Genomic DNA, 13,156 nt, shown 5'->3' on the forward strand with positions numbered 1-13,156 from the left:
GTGGTTTCAGATAAAACAATATTGTCTCATCATCTCAATAATCCGAGTGGTCTGCCGACTATCTATCTCCGCTCCATGAGTTCCTTCGCTCTTTGATCTAAGGTCTTCAACGCCAAGTACCTCTGTTAGCAAATCCAGCGACGGGCCCCTGTGGCTACATGGCAAATTATTAGCCTGAGCCCATGGAATAGCCGCTTTCTGGCTGCAAAATACGCCTTCGATTTGCGGCATCGTTAAATTGTATCGGGCAACGTGATCCAGCAGGATGGGCCAGTCAAAACTGGCATTGTGGATGACGATAAGTTGATCTCTTAAATATTCGCCAATCTGGCTCCACTGTGATTCAAAGGTTTCGAATGCGGCAGCTTGTGCGTCTGTAATGTCGTGTACGGCTTGCGCTTCTTCTGAAATTGCTCGCGTCGGTCGTATTTCAAACTCCACGGATTCTGCTATATCCCGCCCCCTGACTACCGTTATACCCAACGTAACAATATCAGGCAGGCCATCCTCATCTGGCAGCCCGGTTGTTTCGGTATCAAGAACGATGTAATCGTTGGGGAGTTGAGTAAAGATCCATAACAGTTCGTCATGCATGGCCACCATCTCCTGTCAATGGCTCCTGCCACTTCCGTCCAGGGATTCAACATCGACGATGGATCCCTGGTCGTAGTGGTAACGCAGGTAGCGCCAGTGAATTGCATCGCCGAGCACCTTGGGACGCATCACACCGTAACACTCACCTTCCGATCTCACGCTCTGGTAGTGCACACCGTAACTTTTTGCATCCCGCAGGGCGTAACCAAGCTGTTGCGCTTCACCGTAGTCATCGGGGTCGTATATGGCATCACCGACCAGCTGCCGTAAATCGTGTAGGGAGGCCGGCCCCAACTGTGCGCGAATAACGCGCATCTCCTGGGTGGTCTTGTCGATGCGTGATTCGCGCAGGAAGCGCGCGCGATGGAACGACGATTCGGCGATGGCCACCCCCTCATCGGCGGCGCAGTAGTAGATACCAAAATCCCGATTGAAGCGTCCGCCTCGACCGTCTACCGGCGGGTGTGTGAAGGCCGCCATGATCCAAGATGCACCATCGCCATACACCCGATCTTCCGGTGGTACCAGGCGAATATCACCCACCTCATCGCGCAACCTGGGATTGGTCAGAGATTCGACCGCATAGAGCACGTCCCAATCCTGCGGACGGGATACGCGCTCGAACAGGTGGATCTGGGGATAGCGTGACAGAATGACCCGATAGACCGGCTCATTGACCTCGCTAATGGGCAGCGTCTCGATATCGATCACCAGCCGCCCCGCTCTGCATCGAGGAAGTTCCTGACCACGGCCAGATCCACTACCTGACCGGCAAGCAACCGATCCAGCGGCGCTGTGCCATTGAACAGGGGGTTGTCATTAGGGGTAGCCAGCCACTGGTCGGCCAGCGCCTGGTCCGGCAATAAGATCTCCAGAGACTTGTAGATCCCCAGGATGTAGCTCGCCCGTTCCAGCAAGTCCCTCGTTAACTTGGCCTTTTCCGGCTGGCTCTTCCAGTTATAGAGGGTCTTCTCATTGGTCAGCCCCAGCAGGGTCATCTGCTGGGCACCGGTTAGGCCCCACTGACTGAAAATAGCGAAAATCGCCGGCAGCAGTGAACTGGTGACACTGGAACCACGTTGCAGCAGTTGTTCAGCTTGAGCGATCATGGCCACCTCCAATACTGTACCATTACAGTGCTTAGATACAGGCTAACAAACTGTAACAATACAGTCAACTGTATCAGATATACTTTTTGAAGGTACTGGCCGTGATGGTCACGGCAAAGGCAAAAGCCAGGGCAAACGGCAAGATGATCCAGGATGGGTGCAAACTGAACGGAAGCGCCAGGTACAGCACCCAGGCGATGATAATTACGGGTATGGCGGCTTTTTTAGCGTAGTGATAGACGAATGAGCTTTCCCGACCCCCGCGCCAGCGCCGCAAGTCCCGTCGCACTAGTCCATCCACCAGCGCCACCAGGGTGAACAGCCCAAATACCGGTGTAGCGAGCGTCAGAATGGCGAGTCGCACAGCAAACACCTGGGTGATCTGCATCCCAGCCAGCACATAGTCGGCTACAGGCAGATAGAGCCGGTGAAGTACGGGGCGCACACCTGGCTCTTCGTTAGACGGAATTGGCGTTATCCACCGGATAAGATCTACGATCCCAGTCCACTCAAAGGCGATAGTGTAGAAGCTTTCCGATAAATCACTGGCGAATTGCATGGGGTGTGCGGTCAACCAGCTTCTATGGAAATCTGTGCCGAGGAACTGCAGCTCGTTCACCAGCATTTGTCGGCTGTGCGCCACGCCCTGCTCCTCCCACCAGAACGTCATACCAACCCATTCGATCAGGATGGAAAAGGCCAGGGAAATGATCAGCCACTTCAGACACTGGGCGATGCCCGTCAACACCCGGGAGACTGTGCCAGGGCGGGCTAGGGATCGGCGAGGATCGGCTGGTTCTACCATGCACAGGCTGAGCCACCGGAAGCCGTGGGCTCCCCCGCCGCCTTGGAGACGGCGTGCCACCAGCGCTCAGTCATCCGGTACCAGTGATCGTTGGTGACGTAGCTGCGCCGCATGGCATCGGCCATCTCCTCAAAATCGCTCGGCATAGCAGGATCAGCGCGGCCATCTGGCAACGGAATACGAATTTTCCAGAGTTGCCCCCCTTCCAACAGCGCGAAGGCCTGCCCCTTGGGAAGCGTGACCATATCAGCCGCAGTCAGCATCGGCACTTCCGAGACGCTGATCCGATCTTCATTCCGGGATTTGAAGTCGACCCCGGAACCGGGATCCGATGAATCATCGACACCGGAAACGCTCATCAGGGTGAAGACCTCCACCCGGGGCAGCTGATCGGTCAGCATAGCGGCCGTATCCAGCTCTTTCACCCGCAGCATCAGCATAGTATTGAAGTTACCAGCCACCTGGCCTGCCTTGGCTCTATTACCGATACGCGCCTCAACGTCCGACCAGGTCTGGGTATAGGCCGTGACCTGAAAACCGGCGCCACCCGCCTTGTTCAACAACGGCACGAATTCATCACCGATCAGTTCGTTAAACTCATCGGCGTGGAGGGAGATCGTGGGAGTCGATTGCGCTGTAGTATCCGTATCTGGCGCATCCGTACCATTGGCCGCCACGCCATGCTTGTAGATATAGCCCGCTACGGATACCAGATCGGCAAACATGGAATTGCCGACCGCGCTGGCCACGGTGGTGTCTGTCAACGCATCGAGCCCGACATAGACAATACCCTTGCGCCGGACTACCTCCATCCACTCGAAGATCGGCCTTGTATCCTGCTCATCCTGGTAATCCGGCGAGATCAGCGCTGCGATAGTGCCGGTGGTCAGTTTCTCCATCAGCGGGCCGACGGAGCTGACAATCTTATCGAAATAGGTCTTGTCGTATTTAAAGGCCGAAATAAGACCATCCAGAACAGGGTCGTAAATTGCATTCTCCTGCAACAAGCGCATACAGGCGATGGCTTCCATCGACCGCCCGCGCAGCGCATTAGGCAGATTGCGCTCCTTGATATCCCCTGCGCGCTCTTCTACCAGAGACGACCAGGCTTCAATGCCAGCCACTTCGGCACAATGGCCAGCATATTCCACAAACAAGGGTTCGATGTCATTGATATAGCGGCGTATCTGTTGGTAGTCCGGCCGCCGCTTCAGCGCCACCAGCGCCCGTGCAATGATGTTGACAAAACGCCAGGCGAATTCCTTGAACGCCGCGGAGTTGCCCTCGTTCGGCAATTGATTGGCGATACGGGTGGCGACCTCAGTGATTCGTGAGAAATTTCCGATAGCGTTGTAACGTGCCGACAGTTCGGGGAAGCCCAGATGAAAGAGATAGAAATCGTCCAGGCGGCCGGCCCGCTTGGCCTCGGCATAGACGCGGCGCAGCAGGTCAGCATCCCCTTTGGGATCGAAGACGATGACGACATCGCCCCGCCGGATATCCTGGCTGATCAGCAATTCGGCCAATCGTGTCTTGCCGACGCGCGTGGTGCCCAGCACAAGCGTGTGCCCGACCCGCTCCCCGAGGTCCATCCACACAGGTTGCTCTTGTGGTTCAACTGCATGCAGCGCTGGCTTGCCGCCGACCGCGGGTAACGGTGCCAGTGGATTCCAGCGGGAGCGGCTGCGCAAGCCTTTGGCCCATATTGACAGTACGGGGATTGACTCCCAGGCTACTTCCTTTTGCCTGGCCCACTGGTAGAGCGCGCCCGGCTGAACGTAACGCTGAACCTCCGGCTTCAGGGTATCGCGCAGCCGTTGTGTGTGTTGCTGGGTCCAGCGAAAACCTTTTCCCAAGAACAACTTATGACGACTGACAGGAATCTGGCCTGCCCGCACTCTATATTCCGGTAGCCGCTTCATGTGGTGTTGGTAGCGCAGTACGCGCCAGGCCTGGCGGCCCCGCCAAATTCCGAAACTGATGAAAGTCGCACCGGTGGCCATCGCGATTCCCGGTGGCATCATCAACGCCCAGGGTGCCAACCAGGCCAGAATCCCAGCCGCAAATGCAGTAACGGTAGACCACAGCTCTACCGGAGGCCGCAACAGTGCTTCCATGGGATGCGTGCTCATTGCCGGATGCTGTCACTGGTAATCAATACCGGATAGCGATCAATACCCAGCGCGACGGCCAGATCACCCCCGGACCCCAAGGTGATGGGTAAGCCTTGCGCCACATCCGCTACCTGTCGTATATCGGCCTCAGTCTCGGCTTGTATCAAGAGACCCACCGCCCCCAGACGCTTTAGTGTGTTCCGGTGCGAGTTCAGCCATTGCAACGACACCGTATCCGATCCAATCAGAAAAAACGGCCGTGGATTGCCCTGCGCGAGCCGGGCCATCACCTCGGGATTTAGTGTACTGGTAGTGACATTTCCGACACTCAGCCCGGGTGAACGCACCGGCAATAGGTTGCTCAGTATTGCCGGACCGTATCTGGCCGATGGATTCAGGGGGGCGTTTGCGGCGGGATCGGTCGATGGTGTTTCCTCTACCAGAAGCGGATCAAGCAAGGGCGCTATTGGCCACGTTTGACCGTTGTCATAAATTACCGTTAACTCGGCGCGTGCATTGGGACCCACAGCGAGAGAAAGTAGTAATCCGAACCCAAAGGTCCGCAACAGTATTCGATTACGGAGAATCAACGGGCACCTCCCGCGTACTATCGATCCACTGCGTCCATCGTTGTTCGACCCGTCTGCCATATCTGTCTGCGCGAGCTGGATCATTGGGCGCGTGATAACAGCCGGCAGTCTCCATCCACTTGCGGCGCTCGGCGAAACATTCCCGCAGTAGAGCGGCGGCCACTCGGAGGTTGTGGTAGGGATCCAGCGCCTGCCAGGGTGAACCCAAGGCCGACCGGTGGTAGCGCCAACTGATCTGCATCAGCCCGATATCCACCGAGGCATCAGTTCCTGCCAATGCCATCTGCAGTGCATGCCATGTCTCCTGGCGGGATGGGAAGTAGTGCCCAACACCGTCAATATTGAGTACCCATGGCCAAGGCCGATATTGTCCAAGGCTGAACGAGCTCTGACCGCTCTCTGTCAGGGCTACCGCATAGAGTAGTGCCGCTGGTAGACCGTATTCGCCTGCGACCTGACGATACCCTGCTGGTACCAGTTGCGACTGCGCACCCGTCGACCACCACAATAGGCTGACAAACCCGACCGAAATCAACCGGCTAGTCATGATTGGCGCACGCTAAAACTGTGAAACTGGCAAGGGGGCCAATTGACCCTCCCGGCGCAGTATCAGTACCGGCAGATCCTGACTCTGTTGACCTGTATGGACGGCGACCTGGTGGAACGCGCCAGCATCGATGTTCAGGGTAATCTTGTGATCGCTGACCCATTGGGGATCTATCTGTTTTGCCACCGCCCAGTCGCGTATACGGGATTCCTCACCGGCCGGCACATCGGTCAGATAAAAGTCGATGCCGCCGAATTGTTTGATCTGGCTGACCAATCGCTCCAACACGGCGTCACAGTGTGGGCACTGCGTCTCGGTAAAGAACAACACCCGGTCATCGGGCTGCCACGTCACGTTCTCTGTTCCACCCTGATGGGCCACCGACGCCAGGGCATTGGCATCGATCAATAAGCCGTTGGGAAACAGGTGCCGCTGGGCGTCGTCGTAGGCGCGCTGAAAGGCCAGAATCCGCTCGGCGTCATCACGCATCATAACGGCCCACTGTTCCGCGTAGCGGCGGCGCTCGTCGGAATTACGCGCGTGGATGCCCAAGACTTCGATGGGCGACAGTGTTGCCGGGCTGACACTGCCCCGAATCCCCTGCATCAGGAATTTGTAACGCTGCCACTCCGTCAGATCCAACCCCCACTGTTCGGCGCGAAAAGTTTGAGATTCGATTTGTTGAGTCGCGGATTGCTCGATAGCCAGTGTTTTCGAGGATTGCGATTCCAATGTCTGTCCGTTAACCGCGTTTACTGGCAATGTAATGCACAGCCAGAATCCGATCATCCCGACACTCGATTTTCGCTTCCTACGCTCAGTGGCCATCATCATTGACCCGCTGATCGACCACTACCGTCAGATCGCGCTGAACGATGGTTTGGCGCGCTGGATCGCAAACGTGGCCCGAAGATTGGCCAGTGGCTACCCGATCATTCGTGCCGGCTTCAACACCAGTAGAGTGCTGAGTCGGATCAACTCGCCCCGAATCAACACCAACGAGCAATACTGTTACCAAGACAATGGCCAGGGAAAATGCTTCCATCACTGTGTTCCTCCTATCGACATGGGATCCGACGCATCCTTACAGCGCTCAAATGCGATTAGGCGATGTACCGTATCCTCAACGATGCGAAACGCAGGCCCCACCATCTGCCCCAGCACGGCATTGAGCGGCATAGGCTCGAATTGGCGGTGCGCAGCGGGCAACGGCAGGTCGAACATAGCGACGACTTCCTCTGACAGAACAGCATCGTCTGCCAGGCGGTAGCCGGAATCGTGCAACAGCCAGTCCGGGGCGTCACCCACACGCTTGATGTTGCTCGGGATGGTGATCGCCCTCGCCACGGACAACAGATCTTGCTGTCCGGCCGTGGGCCTTACAGCGATGACTGAATAGCGCCCAACCTGAGCGTGCGAATCCACCACTGAACTGAGCTGCTGCCCCGCCAATGCCGAGTTGCTGAAGATGACAAGGCCCGACCAGCACAACAGTATTGTCAGCAGATGTGGAACGCGATGATGTTGGAGGGAGACCATATTTTGCCCTCGTTGATGATGACTGGTCTCATGATCGCCATCAGACGGTCATACTTGAATGGTTAATCCGCCCTGAGGGTGTCGGCTTTTCTGCGAAACGCCTACGTCCCAAGAACTATCTGCCTAGATAGACGGCGCTAATCTGCTCTCTGGCGTGCCCTAATTCGCGGCTGACGGTGAGTCGTGCCTGATGATCCTGCTGTCGTTGCGCAGTGTTCAGGCTGCTGGCGATCGGCCCACCGGCCGCAGGACACGCCCATCCCGTCAACTGCTGATAGCGTGACTGGGCGTAGGCATGACGCAAGCCATGCAGTTTCGACAAACCGGCTTGCGTGGTGTGGCGCTCGTAGGTTCGTAGCTGCTGGATGTAGCTTTTCTGTGGGGGAATCAGGGACCCGCCACTGGCCAAACGATGCGCACGATCCAGTACGGCGCGCTGTTCCTGACTGAGCACCGGCAGGACTCGCGTCTTACCACCCTTAGTCCAGGAGGCCTTCAGCCGAATGTGATCACCTTGATCGGCATAACCGGGCGCAAATTTGATCGCTTCTTCCCGTCGTAAGCCGAATGCACGCTGCAGCTCCAGGCTCATGCGCACATAATCGTCTTGAATGTTCGACAGCGCTAGGTTGTCTACCGCGACAGCCTTGGACTTGTTGCTGACAAATTGCCGATCGGGGATGCCGTAGAACTCATTTGAGCGGGCAATGACATTGCGCCGATCCACTTTCGCCGCCCACCACCGCAGGCAGTTCATGCGATTCTTGATGGTGCCGGGGGCCATACCCTCACTGAGCCATCGCTTCACGAGGGCATCCACATGCTTGGGCTTCAGGGATCGGGTTGTCATACGCCGATATCCCATTTCGTGCAACTGATTGGCGATCTGGTTGAGCATACGCGCACGATTGGCTTGTGTGCTGTAACTGCCATCGCGGTTGCGTTTGCACAATTGTTTCAATTGGTAGTTCAGGTCTCTCATCGTGTACTTTCCAGTCTGGTAAGTGTTTGTGACCAACCGCAGGCACGTAGCCTGGCAGGGTCCGCCGAGGCGGAAGGGTCAAGGGACACTACTCCCCGTTCGACCTGATAAGCCTGGTCGCAGGCAACCTGGCTGCTCTTCTGCTGAAGATGGTGCCGGGTAAACCAAAGGCTCGAAGAGCCTTTCTTGATGGTGAGTGTTTCACCTCCTGTTTAATTGGCGGAACCATCGGTCCGCGTGTTGAAAGAAACCGTCAATGTAACGGCGGGTCGAGAGTCGGCTGCTTGCCAGCCGAATTTGACGTGGCGAAAGCCAGATTGAAGCGAGGACGACGTCCTGCTGTTGAAGAAGTGTTGAAGATGAGCTGCAGCCCGGGGCTGCGCGTCTTTCAAGCTCTATCGACGCTGTCGCTGCTTATGCCATTTTGGATGGCGAGGGCAACTTCCCCCATCCACGTTACCGCCGTGGCCGCGTATGAAGCTGTTCGCGATTCGTGGCCGCCAGTATAGCCAGACTGAATTCGCACCGAACGCGTCAATTCGAGCGCAAGCCGTTGTCTTTCCGGGCTCCGCCGCCCTCGTCACTACCCCGCTTCGCTTGCCAGTGACGAGGGCTTCGTGCGAATCAACCCCCTCGCCAGGTCTTCGACCTGTCATGGGGGTCGAGCAGGCAACATTAATCGATCCGTGGTTACAGTGGAACCAAGGCAAAAATAAAGGATAGGTTAGGTGTTGGCACTTCCAGGTGGAGGAGGTATTGAGCGGATTGGTGTGTCGGCAGAGAGAAGGCGCCACTTTATCCCAAGTGGCCAGGGCAAGGAGCCGAGTCTTATCGGCGCTATTAATCTTCATTTGGCAGCATGATCGTGACGACCGGTTCTCCGGCATCGCCGGGGCCAGCTATCAGTTTCAAACTCACCTCCTCGTCTTCTATCGAGTGTCCGTCTCTGGGCACTCGATACAACGAGAAGGATAACCGATCACCGGGAGTCGTGGCCGTTCGAATAGCGTAGTACGCCATAAACAACACGTCCCACAAACGACCGGCCTCGTCCTGGTGAACCTGAGAACGGCTATCCCCATCAGTCCAGGCAACGCAATCGTACCAGGCCGCACGCGTCAGTGCCGCCGGCCACTTGAAACCGGCTTCACGCGCCGTGCTGGTGACATCGACCAAGACGCCGTCATCAATAGCCTGTGCTCGGCTGTAACTTGAAACCACAGGACCAAAGACGTCCACAATCGATTCGCTTGATTTAGTTTTCATAAGATTCTCCATGAGGAAATTAACTGAAACTCAGGAAGCACCTCCTTCCCATTGGGAAGCAGGGACTCCCCAATGGATTGAGTAAACGGCTGTTAAAGTAATCCGCTCTCGGCAAACGATAGCGATTCAGCGGAAGTCACGATGAAATGATCCAGCACACGGATGTCCACCAGTGCCAGAGCATCTTTCAACCGCTGGGTTATCGCCTTATCAGAATGACTGGGTTCAGCGACACCGCTCGGATGATTATGAAAAAACAGCACCGCAGCAGCATTGAGGGTCAGCGCCTGCTGCACCACCACACGGGGGTACACCGATGCGCCGTCAATCGTGCCTTGAAACAGCTCGGTGGCCTCGATGACCTGATGCCGGTTATCCAGATACACGCAACCAAACACTTCCGCTTTCCTATCCGCCAACAACATCCGCAAATATTCACGGGTACGATTGGGGCTGGGCAGCTCGGTTCCTGGTCGATGCATCTCCCCCAAAACTGCGAGGGCTAGTTCCAACAGGGATTGCTTTTCCAGATCGTTCAGCGATGCGATCTTTAGCGCCGCCAAACGGTTTTTATTTCTTGCCTTTGCAGGCGATGATTTCGAAGCCATGACTGGTCTCCTTTAAAGGCGCGGGGAGACCAATCCCGCGAGGAATAGGTTTCCTCGCTAGGTTGGAAGACTGGCAGCATCGGTGGATGCTGCCAGGTATTGCGGTTAGGCGACGGCGCTGCTAGTCGCTGACGTTCCCAGGAATGCCTTACCGTCTACCTTGATCCATTGGAATCGCAGTAGACGAGACTTCAAGCCAACACCTGTCGTACCTGCACGTTCGCCCTGTTTAAAGGTAAACGTTTGAGCCTGCAGATCACTGAGGTGAAAACCCACCAACACTTTCATGTCGGCTTCGACCGCAGGTATCAGCTGGCGTACCAGGTCCTTCGCTTCCTCGCCCGATACCACACAATCAAAATGGGTATGTTGGACGTTGTCGGTTGGCCCTCGCAGTGCTGCGATTGTGACACTGAGAAAGGGAAATCCGTTCTCTGGCGTTACTTCGCGTACACGGTTGAGATAACCGATGCCGTGTATATCAAGATCGAAATACTTCGGTTTTTCAGACGTAGTTTGTCTACTGGTCATGACACATTCTCCTTGAACATTATTGAATGCCGGAGAACGCGATTCCCTGGCGGGAAGTCGTTTCCCGGCAGGGTGAGTAAAGTCAGGGCAAGCCCAGACGTTGGATTGACGGTAAAACCGCGATGTCGCTTACACAATCCGATGACATCTTCTTTGCCACTGAGACCGCAGTGGCCACGTACAAAGTCGTTACGCCTCCCTCGCGGGGACATTGCAGACGAACTGCAGGTACTTGAGCATGCCACGTGCATTAGCAAAGGCGGCATGGTCGGCAATTGTCTGATTGGGAAACCAGTTAGCAATATCGTCAGACAATGCCGCACTGCCACCCCCGACGAACAACACCCGATCCAGCTCCACCCCAAGTCCGAGCTTGCGGCGTGTTTCCGTGTAGAGCCCTTCCACCAACTCCCGTTTCGCCTCCTTCACCAGGTCAGAGACATCGTGATCCTTCCCATGAAGTCGTAATCTGTGCGTTTCAACAGCCCTGGCAATGCTTTGCTCACCCAGCTCATCGACATCAAATTGTTGCTGAATACCGTTCGCCACACGCACCTTGACATTGAGCATGCCGCGATTCAGAAAGCCCGACGATTCGTGGACTATGCCCTGATCCCGGACCACCACATAGTCAGTCGTCCGGCCACCGATGTCGACAATGGCAATGGGCGCGTTGACGCGATCGGCATCAAGCGTCACGCCATCGTCGGAGGTGACGATCACGAAGTCATACCAGGCAGCCAAAGCCTCCGGAATGACCTCGTGGAACGCTATACTGGCTTTGAGTGTTCGCTGTGCTGACGTGTGCGAAACGACAGGCTCTACCGACAATTTCAAGCCATCTCTCTTTGCCTTGATCGCCTGTCGCCGTTGCTGACCATCATTGCGGTAGAAAGCAGAGACCGGTAATCCGGTGACCACGTGCACAGATCGGCCCGAAAGGCCCGCTTGGTGTAATGCATGTTGAACGATCACCCTGTTCAATGCCGAACCCGGGTATTCATTGAATTGGGTGGGCTCACCATCCACCGCGCCAACGGAGTACACGCTGCCCTCGGTTTCGTATTCGTAGATCTTCTGCTCCTCCTCCCGAATCCAGGTGACACCCGCTGACCCCATCCGCGCCCGGGACGGCACCGCCACAAGACGCCCGTCCGGCAGCGCCACTTTGGTGTACGCATAGCCGTCATCCAGGCCTACCGAAACGACTTCCATGGGGTCTTTCAATTCATCGTCAACATATTTTTCATCGGTTAGTTCAGTCATGGAGTACATCCTGGCTTCTGTATTTAGGTGTCATTATTCGCCGATCACTCGTCTCAGGTGGGCAAAGGGCTTACCGACAGGGTCATTGGATATTGGAACGGGGTTTGGATCAGTCTGAGCAAATACGTGACGTTGTCTGCTTTCTTCGGCGGGCGTATCCGCAGAATGGTGATTGTCCGTGTCGATTGGGTGACAACCCTCCATCACGGTGTGCGTACTCCACGCCCGCGAGATCAAATTGGGGGCGGGCAAAATTTGCTCAGATTTGATGACCTGGCATTCACTGCGAAACCCCACTGAAAGAAGTTGCCTCAACCACTCGTTTTGCCTGTCCCTGGGTAGACGCTGTAAGCGCTGTAACAGAATCGCTTCGAGGGGTATCCGCCGATCGAGGGATAGACTGATCTGCTGAAGCGAGCTGGCGCCCATGGCGACTAAGCCCCATCTCCGGCCTGGCGAGCGCTGCCTTCGATTTGTCGATACACCACCGGGCGCAGGGCAGGTAGTCGCTCACCGCGCAGGATGTCGTCCGGTAGGTCACCCATCCGCTCCCTTGCCCTGATGGCCATGGGTGTTTGCTGTCGAATGTCCTGTCGGCAGATATCCAGGCAGTGATACCCCAGTGGCAACGCAAAAATCCGGCGCACCCAGCGGCCACTACCCGCGACCTGCTCGACCAGATCCGTGGGCATCTCGATACCCAGATGACGCAAGGTCCTATCTGCACACATCAACTGGTCATACTCGCCCAGCAACTGCGCCGCACGAAAGGCGTAGGGGTTGGCAAACTGCAACGATACGCGCTGGGGCCGGCTCGATTGCGCCACAACAAACTCCAGCGAGCTGCTGGGTGTTGCCATAAGCGCAGCCATCCTTTGCTGCAAGCCCCCAAGCTGAGCACGGATATCGGCAATACCCTCCTCCACTTTCAGCAACCACCAGTCTGCGTAGGGGTCGTCGAAGCGAATGGCATGCCATAGGGATTTCAGGCGATCAGCGAACCCGATCAGGCCGATGATAGCGGGCTTGCCATCGGCAGCCCGTCGACCTCGAATGAGGCCCTGAGCCTGGTACGTCTGGATCGTCAACCAGACGTCACCCTGCAGTGCACCCAGCTCTGTCCCAGGTAGTTGAGAATCCTTGGTTTGGTGGGGCTGCTCGGCGCCTGAACTCATTGACATCGCTCCCATGCAAGCTTGTTTCTG

The 13,156-nt window shown here is 56.4% G+C and carries 16 protein-coding genes; all 16 read right to left on the reverse strand.

The genetic code is table 11. The features are described from left to right. Window positions 1-6 precede the first annotated feature (6 nt). The 16 genes from F0M18_RS08680 to F0M18_RS08755 all read right to left on the reverse strand — a co-directional run bounded on the left by F0M18_RS08680 (window position 7) and on the right by F0M18_RS08755 (window position 13,126). On the reverse strand, window positions 7-594 hold the full coding sequence (locus F0M18_RS08680) for a 3'-5' exonuclease (RefSeq protein ID WP_149611004.1): 588 nt from the start codon (window positions 592-594) through the stop codon (window positions 7-9). 15 nt (window positions 595-609) lie between these two features. After that, complete coding sequence (locus tag F0M18_RS08685; RefSeq protein ID WP_149611005.1) at window positions 610-1,305, reverse strand: RES family NAD+ phosphorylase; 696 nt, start codon at window positions 1,303-1,305, stop codon at window positions 610-612. After that, entirely contained in the window at window positions 1,302-1,703 is a 402-nt protein-coding gene (locus tag F0M18_RS08690; RefSeq protein ID WP_149611006.1) for an MbcA/ParS/Xre antitoxin family protein, read from the reverse strand. Before F0M18_RS08690 ends, F0M18_RS08685 begins: the two co-directional genes overlap by 4 nt. Window positions 1,704-1,776: 73 nt before the next feature. Next, a complete protein-coding gene (locus F0M18_RS08695) occupies window positions 1,777-2,508 on the reverse strand; it encodes a TIGR03747 family integrating conjugative element membrane protein (protein WP_149611007.1) in 732 nt (243 codons plus the stop codon). Continuing rightward, a complete protein-coding gene (gene traD / locus F0M18_RS08700) occupies window positions 2,502-4,625 on the reverse strand; it encodes a type IV conjugative transfer system coupling protein TraD (RefSeq protein ID WP_149611008.1) in 2,124 nt (707 codons plus the stop codon). The genes F0M18_RS08695 and traD overlap by 7 nt, the downstream gene beginning before the upstream one ends. A gap of 11 nt (window positions 4,626-4,636) precedes the next feature. Beyond that, window positions 4,637-5,212 carry an integrating conjugative element protein gene (locus tag F0M18_RS08705; RefSeq protein WP_262500885.1) on the reverse strand — a complete coding sequence of 192 codons (576 nt, stop codon included), beginning with the start codon at window positions 5,210-5,212 and terminating at the stop codon, window positions 4,637-4,639. Beyond that, the gene (locus tag F0M18_RS08710; RefSeq protein WP_149611010.1) at window positions 5,199-5,759 is read right to left on the reverse strand and encodes a lytic transglycosylase domain-containing protein; all 561 of its coding nucleotides are present in this window, start codon (window positions 5,757-5,759) and stop codon (window positions 5,199-5,201) included. The genes F0M18_RS08705 and F0M18_RS08710 overlap by 14 nt, the downstream gene beginning before the upstream one ends. Before the next feature lie 12 nt (window positions 5,760-5,771). Beyond that, entirely contained in the window at window positions 5,772-6,548 is a 777-nt protein-coding gene (locus F0M18_RS08715; protein WP_262500886.1) for a TIGR03759 family integrating conjugative element protein, read from the reverse strand. Window positions 6,549-6,576: 28 nt separating this feature from the next. Then, window positions 6,577-6,804 carry a hypothetical protein gene (locus F0M18_RS08720; RefSeq protein ID WP_149611011.1) on the reverse strand — a complete coding sequence of 76 codons (228 nt, stop codon included), beginning with the start codon at window positions 6,802-6,804 and terminating at the stop codon, window positions 6,577-6,579. Next, window positions 6,804-7,298, reverse strand: a complete 495-nt coding sequence (gene pilL2, locus F0M18_RS08725; protein WP_149611012.1) for a PFGI-1 class ICE element type IV pilus protein PilL2 — start codon at window positions 7,296-7,298, stop codon at window positions 6,804-6,806. The genes F0M18_RS08720 and pilL2 overlap by 1 nt, the downstream gene beginning before the upstream one ends. A 115-nt stretch (window positions 7,299-7,413) precedes the next feature. Then, window positions 7,414-8,280 carry a phage integrase N-terminal domain-containing protein gene (locus F0M18_RS08730; RefSeq protein WP_149611013.1) on the reverse strand — a complete coding sequence of 289 codons (867 nt, stop codon included), beginning with the start codon at window positions 8,278-8,280 and terminating at the stop codon, window positions 7,414-7,416. A gap of 840 nt (window positions 8,281-9,120) precedes the next feature. Then, window positions 9,121-9,546 carry a DUF6573 family protein gene (locus tag F0M18_RS08735; RefSeq protein WP_149611014.1) on the reverse strand — a complete coding sequence of 142 codons (426 nt, stop codon included), beginning with the start codon at window positions 9,544-9,546 and terminating at the stop codon, window positions 9,121-9,123. Window positions 9,547-9,638: 92 nt separating this feature from the next. Further along, window positions 9,639-10,154 carry a JAB domain-containing protein gene (locus F0M18_RS08740; RefSeq protein ID WP_149611015.1) on the reverse strand — a complete coding sequence of 172 codons (516 nt, stop codon included), beginning with the start codon at window positions 10,152-10,154 and terminating at the stop codon, window positions 9,639-9,641. Window positions 10,155-10,259: 105 nt separating this feature from the next. Further along, window positions 10,260-10,685 (reverse strand): DUF3577 domain-containing protein, encoded by a 426-nt coding sequence (locus tag F0M18_RS08745; RefSeq protein ID WP_149611016.1) that lies wholly within the window; start codon window positions 10,683-10,685, stop codon window positions 10,260-10,262. A gap of 189 nt (window positions 10,686-10,874) precedes the next feature. Then, window positions 10,875-11,951 (reverse strand): ParM/StbA family protein, encoded by a 1,077-nt coding sequence (gene parM, locus F0M18_RS08750; RefSeq protein ID WP_149611017.1) that lies wholly within the window; start codon window positions 11,949-11,951, stop codon window positions 10,875-10,877. A gap of 434 nt (window positions 11,952-12,385) precedes the next feature. After that, entirely contained in the window at window positions 12,386-13,126 is a 741-nt protein-coding gene (locus tag F0M18_RS08755; protein WP_223177935.1) for a PFL_4669 family integrating conjugative element protein, read from the reverse strand. Between the last annotated feature and the right edge of the window lie 30 nt (window positions 13,127-13,156).

The sequence above is a fragment of the Pseudohalioglobus sediminis genome, from assembly GCF_008370495.1.
Lineage (GTDB): Bacteria > Pseudomonadota > Gammaproteobacteria > Pseudomonadales > Halieaceae > Halioglobus.

Coding starts and splice junctions, on each gene's coding strand:
- F0M18_RS08720 (WP_149611011.1), bottom strand. CDS start 6,804: ATGGAAGCATTTTCCCTGGCCATTGTCTTGGTAACAGTATTGCTCGTT.
- F0M18_RS08695 (WP_149611007.1), bottom strand. CDS start 2,508: ATGGTAGAACCAGCCGATCCTCGCCGATCCCTAGCCCGCCCTGGCACA.
- F0M18_RS08710 (WP_149611010.1), bottom strand. CDS start 5,759: ATGACTAGCCGGTTGATTTCGGTCGGGTTTGTCAGCCTATTGTGGTGG.
- F0M18_RS08680 (WP_149611004.1), bottom strand. CDS start 594: ATGCATGACGAACTGTTATGGATCTTTACTCAACTCCCCAACGATTAC.
- parM (WP_149611017.1), bottom strand. CDS start 11,951: ATGACTGAACTAACCGATGAAAAATATGTTGACGATGAATTGAAAGAC.
- F0M18_RS08715 (WP_262500886.1), bottom strand. CDS start 6,548: ATGATCGGATTCTGGCTGTGCATTACATTGCCAGTAAACGCGGTTAAC.
- F0M18_RS08740 (WP_149611015.1), bottom strand. CDS start 10,154: ATGGCTTCGAAATCATCGCCTGCAAAGGCAAGAAATAAAAACCGTTTG.
- F0M18_RS08690 (WP_149611006.1), bottom strand. CDS start 1,703: ATGATCGCTCAAGCTGAACAACTGCTGCAACGTGGTTCCAGTGTCACC.
- traD (WP_149611008.1), bottom strand. CDS start 4,625: ATGGAAGCACTGTTGCGGCCTCCGGTAGAGCTGTGGTCTACCGTTACT.
- F0M18_RS08755 (WP_223177935.1), bottom strand. CDS start 13,126: ATGAGTTCAGGCGCCGAGCAGCCCCACCAAACCAAGGATTCTCAACTA.
- F0M18_RS08730 (WP_149611013.1), bottom strand. CDS start 8,280: ATGAGAGACCTGAACTACCAATTGAAACAATTGTGCAAACGCAACCGC.
- F0M18_RS08745 (WP_149611016.1), bottom strand. CDS start 10,685: ATGACCAGTAGACAAACTACGTCTGAAAAACCGAAGTATTTCGATCTT.
- F0M18_RS08735 (WP_149611014.1), bottom strand. CDS start 9,546: ATGAAAACTAAATCAAGCGAATCGATTGTGGACGTCTTTGGTCCTGTG.
- pilL2 (WP_149611012.1), bottom strand. CDS start 7,298: ATGGTCTCCCTCCAACATCATCGCGTTCCACATCTGCTGACAATACTG.